We start from the raw sequence: 15916 nt of genomic DNA on the forward strand, positions 1-15916 counted from the left end.
GCTTCCAGCCGCACGAGCCCTACTCCCCTTGCTCGGTTGGTCACCCGCGCCCAGCCCGTCCGGCTGGCCTGGCTCATCCGGCTGGCTTGGCTGGTGTGGCAGGTGCCGCCCGTCCAGCTCGTTCAGCTCGTGCGGCGGATGCCAGGGCGGCTACTTCGGGTTCGGGCTGGCCGTCAAACCCCGGCCCGGTCCCACGAGGCAGAGCCCGGCCTGCGCCCCGCCCCTGGTCCAGAGCCACCGCCCGCCCCACCATCGGGGCCACCATCAGAGCCGCGATCCGGGCCGCTGCCGGGGCCGTGGTCTGGACCGTGACCCGGGCCGCGATCCGGACCAGGGCCTGATCCTTCGTTCGGCCCATCCCCGCGCCCTGAGCCGCCGCCCCGCGCAGAGACGGGGCTCGTTGTCTCGCCTTCGCTCAGGCCGAACCGCTGATGGAACCTTCGGAGCGGACCGGGGGCCCACCAACTCCGCGCCCCCATGAGCTTCATCACCGATGGCACCAACAGACTGCGCACCACCATGGCGTCCATCAGCACAGCCAGTGCGATCCCCAGACCGAGCATCTTGGTATTGGTGACCCGCGAGGTGCCGATGGCGACCATCACCACCGCGAGGATCACGGCCGCCGCGGTGATGAGCCCACCGGTGCGCTGAAGCCCGAAGCGGACCGCATGCTCATGATCATGCGTACGGTCGTACTCTTCCTTGATACGGGAGAGCAGGAAGACTCCGTAGTCCATGGAGAGCCCGAAGGCGATGCAGAACATCAGCACCGGCAGATTGGTCTCGATGTCTCCGGTGGGGGTGAACCCCAAGAGCTCCGAGAGATTGCCGTCTTGGAAGACCCAGACGACCGCGCCGAACATGGCCGTCAGACTCAGCGCATTGAGCACCACTGCCTGAAGGGGGATCAACAGACTCCCGGTGAGCAGGAAGACCAGCAGCAAGGTGGCCACGGCGATGATCCCGAGCGCCAGCAGTAGCTTGTCCGCGATCGCGGATTTGGAATCCTCCAGCACCGCTGCCCGCCCCGTCACCGAGGTCTCAAACGGGGCCGGTATCTCGCGCAGATCATGAACCAGACGCTGGGCGCCCTCGCCGACCGCTTCGCCCCCCGGCTGCACCGTGAAGTAGGCGGCGCTGCCCGAAACAACGGGACCATCGACCCTGAGCACTCCGGGAAGGGCGGCGATGCGATTGCGGTATTCCGCATAGTCAGTCGGAGCCGTGGCTGACGCGCCCTTGTCTCCCCGTCCGGCTCCGGTCTCCTCCGCGAATATCTCGATGGCCCCGTCGGGGCTCCCGGGGAACCCATCCCGTATCTCCTGCTGGACGACATGGGATTCGGCGGACGCCGGCAACTGGCGGTCATCCGGCGTACCGAACTTGACGTCCAAGAAGGGCAGCCCGAGCAGCAACAGCGCTGCGATGGTCGTAAAGGCGAAGAGCGGGGCCCTGCGCATCACCAGATCGGCGAGCCGAGCCCAGCCTCCGTGCTCCTCACCCGGTACGGGCCCGCTCCCCCCGGAGTCCGAGCCCCCCGAGCCCGCGCTTCGTGCTCCCCGTTCCGCATCGGCGGCAACCGCTCCTGACCTGGCCTGGGCCGGCGCCCCCTTCAACGCTCCGACCAATCCCGCCCCGGGTCCATGAGTCGGTTCTGCCGCCGGCGCCCGCTCCGAGGCCGGGCCCTGATCCGTATCCGTCCCGCCGTCCATCGTTCGATCGCGCCCCACGGTCGCCGCCGCCCGCCCCCCGGGCACACGACCGTCCTGCCCGCGCCTTCGCCGGAAGGCCCGGCGTAGATCGAGCGCATTGATCCGATGGCCGAGAAGCATCAGCGCGGCGGGCAGCAGAACCAGCGCCGCAGCAGCAGCCAGAAGGACGACGGCGACCCCTGCATAGGCGAATGAGCGCAGGAAGTACTGAGGAAAGACGAGCATGGCGGCGAGTGACACCGCGACTGTCAGTGCCGAGAACAGAACGGTGCGACCCGCGGTGCGCAGGGTCGTGCCGACCGCGTCCCGAACCTCCGCGCCGGCGGCGAGTTCCTCCCGGAAGCGGCGCACGATGAAGAGGGCGTAGTCGATGGCCAGTCCAAGCCCGAGCGCGGTGGTGAGGTTCATCGCGAAGACGGAGACATCCGTGAACTCCGTAAGACCGCGCAGCACCGCGTTGGTCCCCAGGATCGCGACAATGCCGATGAGCAGCGGCAGCACCGCCGCGACCGCACTGCCAAAGACCATGATCAACAAGATCAGGGTCACCGGCAACGCGATCGCCTCGGCCAGGAGGAGGTCCTCCTGGATGATCGTCGTCATCTCGTGCTCAACGGCGACCGGGCCTCCGAGGGAGACCTCCACCGGGCCGTGTGTCCCTCGGTACTCCGGGGCGATGCGCTGAAGAACCTCAGACTTCGTCTTCTCATCGCCCAGGACCCTGGCCGCGATGAGCGCCTGCCCTCCGTCCTTGGCCCGCAGGGCGGGCGACGAGGTCCCCCAGTACGACCCGACTCCTGTCACGCCCTCCTCCGCGGCCAGACGCTCCGCCAGTCGGCGGCCCTCGGCCGCGACCCGCGGGCTGTCCACATCAGCCCGCCCGCTGTCCACGAGCAGCAGCAGATTCGGCTGCGACCCAGGGAACTCCCGCTCCAGCGCCTTGGTCGCGTACGTCGATTCAGCGGCCGGGTCCGTCCAGCCCCCGCTACCCATGCGGTCCGCGACTCCGCTACCCGCGAACACCGCAAGCACGGTGAGGACCAGCGCGGCGAGCAGCGAGAGCGTGGGCCTCGCGGTGACGAATCGGGTCCACCCTCCGATCCGTCCCTGGGCTGGGGGCGGATCGTTGAAATCGGACATGGTGGGTGTCCCCTTCACCGTGGCCCATGCGCAAGCAGCATCCGAGCAGGCAGCATGGGGTGACCATTGCCATAGACTTGGCAAATACGAGCAATCACTCGCATTGATAAAGAATGCGAGCGACCACTCGCGTTTGTCAACCGTGTGAGGAAGCCAGGGATACCAGTGCCGGAGACGACAAAACCGGAGCCTCCCGCTCCGGAAATCGCACCCGATCCGGAGCCCAGAGCCGCCCCGGCTCCAGAGCCCCCTTCCGGGGCCGCCCCGACATCGGCGACCGAGCCCACCCCGGCCCCAGCGTCCAGCCCGGAGCCCGCTTCCCGCCCGGAGCCCGCTTCCCGCTCCAGCAGCGCAGCGACCACCGCGACCGCAGCCGATGCCGGGACGGAAGCCCCGAGCGTCAAACCGCGCCGCCGCCAAGCGCGCGGCGAGCGCCGGATAGCCCAACTCCTCGACGCCGCCGCAACCGTTTTCACCTCGTCCGGCTACTCCGCGGCCACCACCAACGCCATCGCCCGCGAAGCCGGGGTCTCCCCCGGCACGCTCTACCAGTTCTTCCCGAACAAAGAGGCCATCGCCATCGAGCTCGGCGGGCGATTGCTGGAACGCTGGCGCGAGTCCCACGGCACGGCGCTTGTCGCCGCCGGCCAGCCGCTCCCCCTCGACGCGCTACTGGACGAGGTACTCGACCCGCTCTTCGCCTTCAACTACGACAACCCGGCCTTCGCGGTCCTCATCCACGGCCCCGACTCGCCCGGCCAGATCGCCCAGGAGTTCAACGCGATCCATCTGAGCCTGCTCACCCGGATCGAGGAGGTGCTCACGGCCTACCTCCCCGACACACCGCCAACAGAACTGGCGCGCATCGCCAACACGGCCTTCACCATCTTCAAGGCGGGCCTCGACCTGGTCCTCACCCATGAGGGCGAGGAGCGACACGCGTACATGCTGGAGATCAAGAGGGTCCTGTTCCGCTATCTCGACCCGCTCTTCCCGGACACCGATGACTGCGTCCACCGAACGCAGCCCTGACGGGCGCGCGTTGAGGCATGGGCGGAACACAGGGGAGGGTGCTTGAATCCTTACGCGATTTTGATACCCCCTAGGGGTATAGTATATTGAGTGTCACAGGGTCCCGGCAGCTCCGGGAGCCCTTGGTACGCCTCTGATGCGCCGCGATGGGCGCATCTCACATGCCCTGCGAGGAGAACGACATGACCGCGAAGACCGAGATCGAGATCACTGATGAGAACGCTCCGGCCTCCGGCTGCTGCGGCGGCAGCTCCTGCGGCACGGACTCGACCAGCGGCGCCGAAACCGGCGTGACCACCGTCTACCAGGTCTCCGGAATGACCTGCGGCCACTGCGAGGGTTCGATTTCGGCCGAGATCTCCGCGATCGTCGGCGTCACCTCGGTCAAGGCCGTTGCCGCGACCGGCCAGGTGACCGTCGTCTCCGAAGCCGCCCTCGACGAGGAGGCCGTGCGCGCGGCCGTGGACGAGGCCGGCTACGAGCTGGTCGGCAAGGCCGCCTGAGCAGAACCCGGGCGGAGAAAGCCCGAACGGGAAGGGCACTCGGAGTTCTGACTTCGGGGGACGGAGCGTCGAAGGGCTGCGGCGACGTAGTCCCACGCACCCATCAACCCACCGACGCCCCCACTCCCAGCCTGCGGTCACATCGAGTGCGTGGAGCGTCGGCGCACATCGCATATCGCCGACACCCCTCATCCACCGATTGCGACCCGTGCCAGTGCGTCGTCCGGGGCCATGCCAGTGGCCCCCACCCCGCCGGGCCGTATCCGATCAGCCCACGCTGACCGGATACGGCCCGGCTTCTTTGTCGGCGCGCTTGAGGTTCCCAACGGTCACCCTGGCACCGCCCCGTCGGACCCCTCGCCGACTTCGGCTGCTCGCTCAGGGGGCAGCGCTTCCGCGATGCCGTCATGACCGGAACGCGCCATGGTGTCGACCGCACGTCCTCGCGCTCCGATGCCTCACCGCCGATCCATCTGGACGCCGCCGCCGAGGTGGTGACGTGCCTCCTCCTCGGCCGCTGACCGAAGGCCCGTGCCCAGCGGAAGGCGGGCAAGGCACTGCGTGCCTTGATGGAGCTGGGCACCAGGGACGCCGTCTCCGTACTGCGCGACGGCTCAGAAGCGCTTATCCCGGTGGGGCAACTATCCACGCGTGACCGCTTTGCCGTGCGCCCGGGCGAGAGGACCACAACGGACGGCACCGTTACTGAGGGTGACCTTCCCATTGGTATCTCCATGCTCGGTGCCGAGTCCGAGCCCGTGGATATGCCAAGCGACGAGACCGTCACCCGCGGCACGGTCAACGCCTCTGACCGGCTGGCCGTCCGGGCCGCCCGGTCGCCGCGGAGCGCCAACTCGCCCGGATGGCCGGGCTCGTCGAGGACGCCCAGAGCCGGGAGCACCGAAATCCAGCGACTGGTCGACCGCATTTCGGTGATCTCCGTTCCCGTCGTCCGGCACGGGGTGTACGAGACCGATGGCGTCGATGACCAGGAACTACCGCCCGTCGCGGATGCGCTGGAGCACACACCGGGCACCCCCTGTCGCGCTCCTTCCCCCGGGACCAAGGAGCGCGTTGGCTTCCCGCCGGCTTCCGGGAAAGCGCCGGGGCCCGGGGTACGGGCAGTGGCCGACCGGCCCTGGGGTACTGATCGGGTGAGCCCGGCTGCTCACAGACGCGGGCATACCGCTGCCGGAGAGCCTCCTGGCGCCTGCAGCCATGAACGATGAGACGGATGATGAATCTTCCCCATCCAGAGGGCGTATGGCCGTCTACGGGGCTTGGGATGGCAAGCCACTCGGCGTACTGACCGTCGCCGACATGGCGAAGGGACCAGCCCCGAGGCCATCGGCCGGCCGCCTACCCTGAGGGCTGACGCCCATTCCCCTGACCCGCGACGGCCGGTCGGTGGCCGAGGCGGTCGCGGCGGGAGCAGGCATCGGGGAGGTGCGTGCGGCGCTCGGAGCAGTCGATCAGGTCCAGAACGAGGTCGAGGCCGACGACGACTCCAGCGGGAAGGCCCAGCGTGGCGATGGTGGGTGCCGGCGTCAACGACGCGGCGGCGCTCGCCACCGCGGATCCGGGTCCGGCGATGGGCACGGGCACTGAATGCCGCGATCCAGGCGAGTGATCTCACTCTCATCCGGGGCGAATCGAGGGTGCCCGCGGACGCCGTCCGTCTCGCACACCGGACGCTAAAAACCATCAAAGGGAGTCTTTTCTGGGCCTTCGGCTACAACGCCGCCACACCGCCTCTAGCGGCATTCGACCTGATCAACCCCATGATCACCGGGTTCACCGGGGCCGGTTCATCCATCTTCGCGGGGACGAACAGCCCGCGTCTACGGTCGCTCCCCTGAGCGCGCGTGAGGCACAAGTCCTTCACAAAGAGACCTAGATCACAGATATTGAGGGGTAACCATTGAGGCTCCGCATGAGTCTAAATGGGCGGTGCCAGGAACGTCTTGGGGGACGTTCACGGGATGTCTTGGGGGACATTCCAGGCAAGCGTTGGCCGGGGCACGTGCCCGGGGAGCTTTGAGCGGCCCTCCCGTGCGTACGTACCCCGGCAGACCGCGTGTGGAGCTTCTGCTGCAGCAGAGACCGACGACCGGATCCCGTGGGGGGAATTCGGTTCAGAAGTCTTCTGAGGCAGGAGACACCCGGCCGGATCCCGTGGGGGGAATCCGCTCCGGGGATATGGGAAGCGCCCCGCTCGTCGACCCGTGGGGGGATCGGCAGCGGGGCGCTTTCGTCATCTGCGGGCCTATCGGGCCTCCAGGTGGCCCCGGGGCCCATCGCTCACTGCGGGGGGCTCATACGGCCGCACAGCGCCGAGAGGGAGCTCATCACAGCCGAACCGGGCGGGTTCGGCGGACGACCCATGCCCCGAGCCCGCTGGACGGGCCCAGAACCCGGGGTCCGCGCCGACCCGCGCAGTGGCTGCGCTGACGACAACCGCGATGGGACCCGGCTCGACGCGGCCTGGGCGCCGGTAACCCGCGCCCACCTCGTGGACCATGGCCCACGGCCCCCGCCACACCCAACGAACCACCTCCGCGCGAACCACGGCCAGCGGCCCGCACCCACCCCAGGTGGACGCCGCCAGGAACGTGGACCTCGCCGGGCCATGGGCTCCCCGCGAGGGCGCCGAATGAGCTCACCCGGACCGGTGGGCGGCCGCGCGGGCGGGCGTCGACGAGCGACGCGGTCGGAGACGGTCAGCTACAGACAGTGACCACCAGGGCTGTCGCTGCGCGACTCGTGCGTACGGCCGAAACCCGCCTTCGAGCGGCAGGCTGGTCGACCTGTGCCACCCGCCGCAAAAGACCCCCAGAAGGCCAGCGAAGCCCGCCGAACCACCCCAGAGCAACCGTTGAACCCCACCTCCGCAGCAACCGGCTCCGGATCGCGGGCAGACCGTGCCAGCCCCCTGTGGTCAGCCCCATACGGGTCCGTCCCGGCAACTGTCACCTGTCCGTCCGGGCCCGGTCCTTCGCCCACGAGTCAGACAACGGGAGCCTCAGACAACGGGAGCCAGGAGCCGACTCGGGTGGCACCACAGCGGGAATCGTTCGCACGGCAGGGGCGTACGCAGGCCACGACGGCAGGCGTACGCGGGTCACGTCATCCGGACCTCACGTCGAGATCCCCAAGAGGTGGGCGTCCCCAAGGAGAGCCGCTCCCAAGGCCCAGGAAGGGCGGGCCGAGGGTCTGCCCCCAGGACAGCGGAAAGCCGCCCCCGGCGAGGTGCTGGCGGCGGTGGGGACGGGCAGGCCCAGGGACGCGCCCTCGACCGCGCGGGGTTGGTGCCTGAGCCCTGAGGCTCGGCGGCTCGGTCCGGGCTCAGGGGCGCGGCTGCACGGGGGCTGGGGCACCTCGGCACCACGGGACCTCGGGACCGGAGGGCCTTGCGCGGCAAGCTTGAGGCAGCGCCTGAGGCGGCTGCCACCGTGGCGCCAGCGAGCCCGAGGAGACCGGCACAGGACCGCGGCACGGAGTGTCGTCGCATGCGCGAGAGGTTGCTGTGCCCCTGTCGCGCTGGAGCGCTGTCGCGACTGCCGCACTGACCCGGGACAGCGCGTCCGCGGAACGGCTCCGAACGCGCTCGCCGCGCGGGCATGTCATTCAACCGTACGGCTGCCCGGACGCCCGTCCACTGGGCAGCCGTACGGAACCGGGGACGCAGGGCCGAGCGGGCAGCGACCCCGGTGGTTGAGCCACGGAAGCTCGGTTGAGCTCGCTGCCCCAGGGGGCATTCGATGACCCTGCGATGGCCTCAGTGGCCTCAGCGGGCCTCGACGGGGATGAAGTCGCGCTCGACGACACCCGTGTAGATCTGGCGCGGACGGCCGATGCGGGAACCCGGCTCCTTGATCATCTCGTGCCACTGGGCGATCCAGCCGGGCAGCCGGCCGAGCGCGAAGAGCACGGTGAACATCTCGGTCGGGAAGCCCATGGCCCGGTAGATCAGACCGGTGTAGAAGTCCACGTTCGGGTAGAGCTTGCGCTCGACGAAGTAGTCGTCGGAGAGCGCGTGCTCTTCCAGCTTCAGCGCGATGTCGAGCAGTTCGTCGGACTTGCCGAGCGCCGAGAGGACGTCGTGCGCCGCCGCCTTGATGATCTGGGCCCGGGGGTCGAAGTTCTTGTACACCCGGTGGCCGAAGCCCATCAGCCGGACGCCGTCCTCCTTGTTCTTCACCTTGCGGATGAAGGAGTCGACATCGCCGCCGGCCGCCTGGATGCCTTCCAGCATCTCCAGCACGGACTGGTTGGCGCCGCCGTGCAGCGGGCCCCAGAGCGCCGAGATGCCGGCGGAGATCGAGGCGAACATGTTCGCCTGCGAGGAGCCGACCAGGCGGACCGTGGAGGTGGAGCAGTTCTGCTCGTGGTCCGCGTGCAGGATCAGGAGCTTGTCGAGAGCCGCCACCACGACCGGGTCGAGGTCGTACTCCTGTGCGGGGACCGAGAAGGTCATCCGCAGGAAGTTCTCGACGTACCCGAGGTCGTTGCGCGGGTAGACGAACGGGTGACCGATCGACTTCTTGTACGCGTACGCCGCGATCGTGGGCAGCTTGGCGAGCAGCCGGATCGTGGAGAGGTGGCGCTGCTTCTCGTCGAACGGATTGTGGCTGTCCTGGTAGAACGTCGACAGCGCACTGACCACCGAGGAGAGCATGGCCATGGGGTGGGCGTCACGAGGGAAGCCGTCGAAGAACCGCTTGACGTCCTCGTGCAGCAGGGTGTGCTGGGTGATCTCGCCCCGGAACTCGGCGAGCTCGTCAACGGTCGGAAGCTCGCCGTTGATCAGGAGGTACGCCACCTCAAGGAAGCTGGAACGCTCAGCCAGCTGCTCGATGGGGTAGCCGCGGTAGCGGAGGATTCCCTGCTCACCGTCGAGGTAGGTGACCGCGGATTTGTAGGCGGCTGTGTTGCCATAGCCGCTGTCCAGGGTCACCAGACCGGTCTGGGCTCGGAGCTTCCCGATGTCGAAGCCCTTGTCACCGACGGTGCTCTCAGCCACCGGGTAGATGTACTCGCTGTCGTCGTACCGCAGTACTACAGAGTTGTCGCTCACGTCATCCCTCACCGACGTAGTGCCTCTTCTTCGAGGTGCCCTGACTGTCTCTACCATCCCCCACTTGGCTCAGCAGAGTGCACTCGGGGTCGACCCGATTGACCCTTTGGCGGCACTGAGTGCCGCCAACCTGCTCATCCTGCCCCGTGCGCCCCGAATCCGGAAGTCGGGGTGGCATTTCCCACCCTGGGACCGAACTGCTTCCCCCGGGCGGGCGAGTGTGCACCTCTCAAACCCGGGTTAGTCGGTGGTCCAGGGCGGTGAACCGTCTGCCTGCGGAAACCGTGCGGACCGCTTGCCCGATCGCTTTGCGGGAGCCGACGAGGACCACAAGCTTCTTGGCCCGGGTGACCGCCGTGTAGAGGAGATTGCGCTGGAGCATCATCCAAGCGCCCGTGGTGACCGGGATCACCACCGCCGGATACTCGCTGCCTTGCGAGCGATGGATGGTGACTGCATAGGCATGGGCCAGCTCATCGAGCTCATCGAACTCATACGGAATCTCTTCGTCCTCGTCCGTCAGCACCATGAGCCGCTGATCGTCCAGGTGAAGCGAGGTGACCACGCCGACCGTGCCGTTGAAGACACCGTTCTTCCCCTTCTCATAATTGTTGCGAATCTGCGTGACCTTGTCGCCGACACGGAAAATTCTTCCGCCAAAGCGCTTCTCGGCCACATCCGGGCGCGCGGGCGTAATCGCCTGCTGAAGCAGTCCATTGAGCGTGCCAGCGCCCGCAGGACCCCGGTGCATAGGGGCAAGAACCTGAACATCCCGCCGGGGATCGAGGCCGAATTTGGCTGGAATTCTTCGCGCGGCTACATCGACAGTGAGCCTGCCCGCGTCTTCCGTCTCCTCTTCGACGAAGTGAAAGAAGTCCGTCAGCCCGGAAGTGATGGGTTGTATACCCGAATTGATGCGATGGGCGTTGGTGACCACACCCGACTGCTGGGCCTGCCGGAAGATCTGGGTGAGTCGCACCCTGGGCACCGGCCCCTCCTCTGCGAGGAGGTCTCGCAGCACCTCTCCCGCGCCCACGCTCGGCAACTGGTCCACGTCTCCGACCAGCAGGAGATGGGCTCCGGGGGCGACCGCCTTGACCAGCTTGTTGGCGAGCAGCAGATCCAGCATGGAGGCTTCGTCCACCACCACCAGGTCCGCGTCCAGGGGTCGGTCCCGGTCATATGCCGCGTCCCCGCCCGGCTTGAGCTCCAGCAGCCGATGCACCGTGGACGCCTCCGCTCCGGTCAGCTCGGACAGACGCTTGGCCGCCCGGCCCGTCGGGGCCGCCAAGAGCACCTTCGCCTTCTTGGCACGGGCCAGCTCCACCACCGACCGCACGGTGAATGACTTTCCGCACCCAGGACCCCCGGTGAGCACCGCGACCCGACTGGTGAGGGTGAGCCGGACAGCCGCCTGCTGCTCCGGGGCCAGCTCGGCGCCCGTCCGTTCGGCGAGCCAGGCCAGGGCCTTGTCCCAGTCGACATCCTGGAAGGCGGGGAGCCGGTCGTCCGGTGCCCGCAGCAACCGTTTCAGCTGGGCCGCCAGAGATATCTCCGCCCGATGGAACGGCACCAGATAGACCGCGGTCAGTGGATCACCGCCGTTCGGCGCCGGCACCTGCTCCCTGACCACGCCTTCCTCGTCCGCCGCCAACTCCGCGAGGCACTCGATAACGAGGCCGGTATCCACCTGGAGCAGCTTCACAGCGTCGGAGATCAACTGGTCTTCGGGCAGAAAGCAGTGCCCCTGGTCGGTGGATTGGGACAGCGCGTACTGAAGGCCGGCCTTGACCCGCTCGGGGCTGTCATGAGGAATACCCACCGACTGGGCGATTTTGTCCGCGGTGAGGAACCCGATGCCCCAGACATCGGCCGCAAGCCGGTAGGGCTGGTTCTTCACCACGGAGATCGAGGCGTCCTCGTACTTCTTGTAGATGCGGACGGCGATGGACGTGGAGACACCGACGCCCTGGAGGAAGACCATCACTTCCTTGATGGCCTTCTGTTCCTCCCAGGCGACACCGATCAGCTTGGTCCGCTTGGGGCCGAGCCCGGGGACTTCCACGAGGCGCTTGGGCTCCTGCTCGATGACATCGAGGGTGTCGACGCCGAAGTGCTCCACGATCCGCTCGGCGATCTTCGGGCCGATGCCCTTGATGAGCCCTGAGCCGAGATAGCGGCGGATGCCTTGGATGGTGGCGGGGAGAATCGTGGTGTAGTTCTCCACCGTGAACTGTTTGCCGTACTGCTGGTGGGAACCCCAGCGGCCTTCCAGGCGCAGGGATTCGCCCGGTTGAGCACCGAGCAGCGAGCCGACGACCGTGAGGAGATCGCCTGCGCCACGGCCGGTGTCGACGCGCGCCACCGTGTACCCGTTCTCCTCGTTGGCGTAGGTGATCCGCTCCAGAACACCTTCGACGACCGCCAGCTGAGGCCCTGTCGTATTGGACATGCCCCGACGCTACCGCTGAGGTCCGACATCACGCCGCACCTGTGGATAACCGGGAACACCGCGACCGGTCTCAGGCTTCTGCGGCGAAGCCGCCGGAAGCAGACATCCATGTGCGGGGAAGGAGCGCACCAAAGGCCGACACCTCGCGCGGCCGAAGACCCGAGGAGGTCCGGGAAACCCGAGGAGGTCCGGGAAAATTGAGGATGTCCCGAAGACCCGAGGAGGTCCCGGAAAATTGAGGAGACCCGGCCGTCAACAGCCGGGCCCCTCCGTTTCCCCTCCGTCCAGGCCCTCGAATCCCCCCGGATTCCCCCCGAGAGCCTTGATGACAGTTACGACTGCCAGGAGCCGGAAAGGGTTGCATGAGAACGGAACTATTTTCTTTCCGTCCCTCAACCGACTCCCCTCGCCGCCACCTGGCCACGCAGAATGACCCGGCCGCCGACAACCCGGACGCCGAGCCGACGCGGCTCCGCCTCGGCCGTGCTCGAAGGGCAGCCTGGTATGCCCGTCTCCCGCAGCCCGGAGATCTACGGCACCGAAACCGGGGCAGCACGCCCCACCGCAGCACTGCGGCCAGCGCGCGGGCGCCGTCAGAGGACATGCGCGACGAATCGGCTGAGGCTCTCGGCCAGGACCTCGGCCCCCTCCCTCGCCCAGAGCTCCTCATTGAAGAGTTCCACCTCCATCGGACCCCGGTAACCGGCCTGGTCCACCCGTTCACGCCAGCGCCGCAGCTCGATGGAGCCTTCGCCCAGCTGCCCACGCCCGGTGAGGACCCCCGCCGGCAGCGGAACGGTCCAGTCGGCCAGTTGGAAGGAGTGAATACGCCCCTGCGCCCCCGCCCTGGCCACCGCGTCAGGGGCCGTCTCGTCCCACCAGATGTGGTACGTGTCCACCACCACCCCCACCGAGGACGGCGGAAACCGGCCGGCGAGTTCCAGGGCCTGATGCATGGTGGAGATCACGCACCGGTCCGCCGCGTACATCGGGTGAAGCGGCTCGATCGCCAACCGAACGCCCCGTTCCGCCGCATGGGGGGCGAGTACGGCCAGTGAATCGGCCACCTGTTCCCGTGCGCCGATGAGGTCGCGGCTGCCCGCCGGTAGACCACCGCTGACCAGGACCAGGGTGTCCGTACCGAGGGCGGCGGCCTCATCGACGGCCCTGCGGTTGTCCTCCAGGGCACGCGTTCGCCCGGCTTGGTCCCCGGCCGTGAAGAAGCCGCCGCGACAGAGACTGGTGACGGTCAGACCGGCGTCCCGCATCAGGTCGGCCGCTGCCCGCACCCCGTAGGAGCGCACCGGTTCGCGCCAGAGGCCGACGCCGGTGACACCGAGCCGCCCGCAGACAGCGGCGAGATCGGGCAGCGATAGCTGGCGTACGGTCATCTGGTTGATGCTGAACCGGTCGAGGCCCGCCCGGTGGTCGCCGTTCATCCGTCGATCCCGTACACACCGAGCAGTGATCTCATCCGGGTCTCGGCAAGCTCCGGGTCAGGGAAGAGACCGAGTCCATCGGCGAGTTCATAGGCGCGCGCCAGATGTGGCAGCGAGCGGGCGGACTGCGTTCCACCCACCATCGTGAAGTGGGTCTGATGGCCGGCGAGCCAGGCCAGCAGCACCACGCCCGTCTTGTAGCAGTGCGTCGGTGGCTCAAAGAGATGTCGAGAGAGGGGGCGTGCCGGATCGAGACGGGTGCGGAAGCCGGCCGTGTCCCCCTGGTCCAACCTCCGTACGGCATCGGCCGCCAATGGCCCCAGTGGGTCGAGAACTCCCAGCAGGGCATGGCTGAAACCCTGCTCATCTCCGGCGATCAGTTCCGGATAGTGAAAGTCATCGCCGGTGTAGCACCGCACACCGCGCGGAAGCGCGCGCCGGAGGGCGATCTCCCGACCAGCGTCGAGTAGCGAGACCTTGACGCCGTCCACCTGCGCGGGATCCGCAGCGATGATCTCCAGGAGGACGGCGCTGGCCGCGTCCAGGTCGTCACTGCCCCAGTAGCCGCGTAGCGCCGGGTCGAACATGGGGCCGAGCCAGTGCAGAACCACCGGCTCGCGGGCTTGCCGCAGCAGCTCCGTATAGAGGGCGAGATAGTCCTCAGGGCCACGGGCCGCCGCGGCCAGCGCTCGGGACGCCATCAGAACGGCCTGCGCACCGACCTCCTCGACCGCCGTGAGCTGTTCCTCGTACGCGGCTCTTACGGCGTCCAGCGATGCGGGCCCCGGAGGGAGCTGATCGGTGCCGACACCGCACACGATTCGCCCGCCGACCGCGCTGGCCTCAGCGGCCGAACGCCGAATCAGCTCCGCGGCGGCCGGCCAGTCAAGACCTGCTCCGCGCTGCGCCGTGTCCATGGCTTCCGCCACCCCGAGACCGTACGACCAGAGATGGCGGCGGAAGGCGAGGGTCGCGTCCCAGTCCACCACTGCGGGGGCGCCGGGGCCGTTGTCGGCGTAGGGAGCGGCGACCACATGCGCGGCGGCGAAGACGGTACGGGAGGCGAAGGGAGCGGGGGTGCCGGCAGGGAGACGGCTGGTGGCGGGCGCCGGGGCGGAGGTCGGCGGGTCGGGGCGAGCCGGTCGGGTGAAGTCGGCGGGCTCGGGACGCGGGACATAGGTGCGCAGCCGACCCTTCGCGTCGGGCAGCACAAGGCTCACAGCGTCAGCTCCGGAACGTTCAAGCGGCGCCCCTCGGCCGACGACCTCAAGGCTAGTTCGGCCAGTTGAACACCGCGCGCTCCCGCCAGTAGGTCCCAGCGGTAGGGCTCCCCCAGCGCGACATGGCGCAGGAACAGTTCCCACTGCGCTTTGAAGCCGTTGTCGAACTCGTCGTTGTCCGGGATCTCCTGCCACTGGTCGCCAAAGGGCTCCGTGGTCGGCTGATCGGGGTTCCACACGGGTCTGGGGGTGGCCGAGCGGTGTTGGGCGCGGCAGTGGCGCAGTCCGGCGACCGCGGAGCCCAGCACCCCGTCGACCTGGAACTCCACCAGCTCCTGACGTGCCACTCGAACCGCCCAGGAGGAGTTGATCTGGGCCACGATCCCACCGTCGAGTTGGAAGACGGCGTAGGCGGCGTCATCGGCGGTGGCCCGGTAGGGCGCGCCCCGTTCGTCCCAACGCTGCGGGACATGGGTGGCCGTCTGTGCGAACACGCTGGTCACCCGGCCGAACAGCTCATGGAGCAGATAGTCCCAGTGGGGGAACATATCGACGGTGATACCGCCGCCGTCCTCGGCCCGGTAGTTCCAGGACGGACGCTGCGCCTCCTGCCAGTCGCCCTCGAAGACCCAGTAGCCGAACTCGCCGCGCACGGAGAGGACCCGGCCGAAGAAGCCGCTGTCGACGAGCCGTTTGAGCTTGCGAAGCCCCGGCAGGAAGATCTTGTCCTGGACGACGCCGTGCCGTACGCCGGCCTCATCGGCGAGCCGGGCGAGTTCCAGGGCTCCGGCGAGATCGGTGGCGGTCGGTTTCTCGGCGTAGATGTGCTTGCCCGCGGCGATGGCCCGTTTGAGGGCCGCCGGGCGGGCGGGGGTCACCTGGGCATCGAAGTAGATGTCCACGCGGCCCGAGCCGGTGGCGTCGAGCACCGAGTCGAGGTCGGTGCTCCATTCGGTGAGGCCATGGCGTCGCGCGATGTCGCGGAGCGCGTCTTCGCGACGGCCGACGAGGACGGGCTCCGGCCACACCGTCTCGCCGCCGCCGAGGTCGAGCCCGCCCTGCTCTCGGATGGCGAGGAGGGAGCGCACCAGATGCTGGCGGTATCCCATCCGGCCGGTGACGCCGTTCATGGCGATCCGCACGGTCCTGCGTGTCACGACCTAGCCTCCGGGTCACTCGGGCGCGCCCGGCCGGGTCTGGTCCGGGCTCGGTCCGCGTTCTCTCAAGGCCTCTCAGCGCGCTTGCGGCACCTGTTCAACGGTCGTTACGAGCTCCCAGGCGCCGAGCGCGGGCCGCCTGTGCCGAGCTCCGCTGACGCTGGGCTTCGGGAGCCTTTCG

The 15916-nt window shown here is 68.4% G+C and carries 9 protein-coding genes and 1 pseudogene; 4 read left to right on the forward strand and 6 right to left on the reverse strand.

The features are described from left to right. Positions 1 to 173 precede the first annotated feature (173 nt). A complete protein-coding gene (locus NBG84_RS28145) occupies positions 174 to 2855 on the reverse strand; it encodes an MMPL family transporter (protein WP_250922426.1) in 2682 nt (893 codons plus the stop codon). A gap of 165 nt (positions 2856 to 3020) precedes the next feature. Here NBG84_RS28145 and NBG84_RS28150 point away from each other — a divergent pair, with 165 nt between their 5' ends. From NBG84_RS28150 to NBG84_RS41635, 4 genes and pseudogenes are all read left to right on the forward strand, one after another. Further along, entirely contained in the window at positions 3021 to 3887 is an 867-nt protein-coding gene (locus tag NBG84_RS28150) for a TetR family transcriptional regulator (RefSeq protein WP_250922427.1), read from the forward strand. Positions 3888 to 4069: 182 nt separating this feature from the next. Continuing rightward, complete coding sequence (locus NBG84_RS28155; protein WP_250922428.1) at positions 4070 to 4390, forward strand: heavy-metal-associated domain-containing protein; 321 nt, start codon at positions 4070 to 4072, stop codon at positions 4388 to 4390. A 569-nt stretch (positions 4391 to 4959) separates the two neighbouring features. Further along, positions 4960 to 5619, forward strand: coding sequence for a P-type ATPase actuator domain-containing protein (locus NBG84_RS28160; protein ID WP_250922429.1), 660 nt, complete (start codon positions 4960 to 4962; stop codon positions 5617 to 5619). A 28-nt stretch (positions 5620 to 5647) separates the two neighbouring features. Continuing rightward, positions 5648 to 6249, forward strand: a pseudogene (locus tag NBG84_RS41635) (heavy metal translocating P-type ATPase); the annotation flags it as partial. A gap of 1928 nt (positions 6250 to 8177) precedes the next feature. Here the strand turns inward: NBG84_RS41635 and NBG84_RS28170 are convergent. The 5 genes from NBG84_RS28170 to NBG84_RS28190 all read right to left on the reverse strand — a co-directional run bounded on the left by NBG84_RS28170 (position 8178) and on the right by NBG84_RS28190 (position 15735). Continuing rightward, positions 8178 to 9467, reverse strand: a complete 1290-nt coding sequence (locus NBG84_RS28170; protein WP_250922431.1) for a citrate synthase — start codon at positions 9465 to 9467, stop codon at positions 8178 to 8180. A 229-nt stretch (positions 9468 to 9696) separates the two neighbouring features. Next, entirely contained in the window at positions 9697 to 11919 is a 2223-nt protein-coding gene (recD2, locus tag NBG84_RS28175) for an SF1B family DNA helicase RecD2 (protein ID WP_250922432.1), read from the reverse strand. Positions 11920 to 12512: 593 nt separating this feature from the next. Next, positions 12513 to 13358, reverse strand: a complete 846-nt coding sequence (locus tag NBG84_RS28180) for a sugar phosphate isomerase/epimerase family protein (protein WP_250922433.1) — start codon at positions 13356 to 13358, stop codon at positions 12513 to 12515. Next, positions 13355 to 14578: a dihydrodipicolinate synthase family protein gene (locus NBG84_RS28185; RefSeq protein ID WP_250922434.1), complete on the reverse strand. Its 1224-nt coding sequence runs from the start codon at positions 14576 to 14578 to the stop codon at positions 13355 to 13357. The genes NBG84_RS28180 and NBG84_RS28185 overlap by 4 nt, the downstream gene beginning before the upstream one ends. Continuing rightward, positions 14575 to 15735 carry a Gfo/Idh/MocA family protein gene (locus NBG84_RS28190; protein WP_250922435.1) on the reverse strand — a complete coding sequence of 387 codons (1161 nt, stop codon included), beginning with the start codon at positions 15733 to 15735 and terminating at the stop codon, positions 14575 to 14577. Before NBG84_RS28190 ends, NBG84_RS28185 begins: the two co-directional genes overlap by 4 nt. Positions 15736 to 15916 lie beyond the last annotated feature (181 nt).

Origin of the sequence: Streptomyces albipurpureus (genome assembly GCF_023701525.1) — a bacterium.
Classification (GTDB): domain Bacteria; phylum Actinomycetota; class Actinomycetes; order Streptomycetales; family Streptomycetaceae; genus Streptomyces; species Streptomyces albipurpureus.

Coding starts and splice junctions, on each gene's coding strand:
- NBG84_RS28145 (WP_250922426.1), bottom strand. CDS start 2,855: ATGTCCGATTTCAACGATCCGCCCCCAGCCCAGGGACGGATCGGAGGG.
- NBG84_RS28155 (WP_250922428.1), top strand. CDS start 4,070: ATGACCGCGAAGACCGAGATCGAGATCACTGATGAGAACGCTCCGGCC.
- NBG84_RS28160 (WP_250922429.1), top strand. CDS start 4,960: ATGGAGCTGGGCACCAGGGACGCCGTCTCCGTACTGCGCGACGGCTCA.
- recD2 (WP_250922432.1), bottom strand. CDS start 11,919: ATGTCCAATACGACAGGGCCTCAGCTGGCGGTCGTCGAAGGTGTTCTG.
- NBG84_RS28180 (WP_250922433.1), bottom strand. CDS start 13,358: ATGAACGGCGACCACCGGGCGGGCCTCGACCGGTTCAGCATCAACCAG.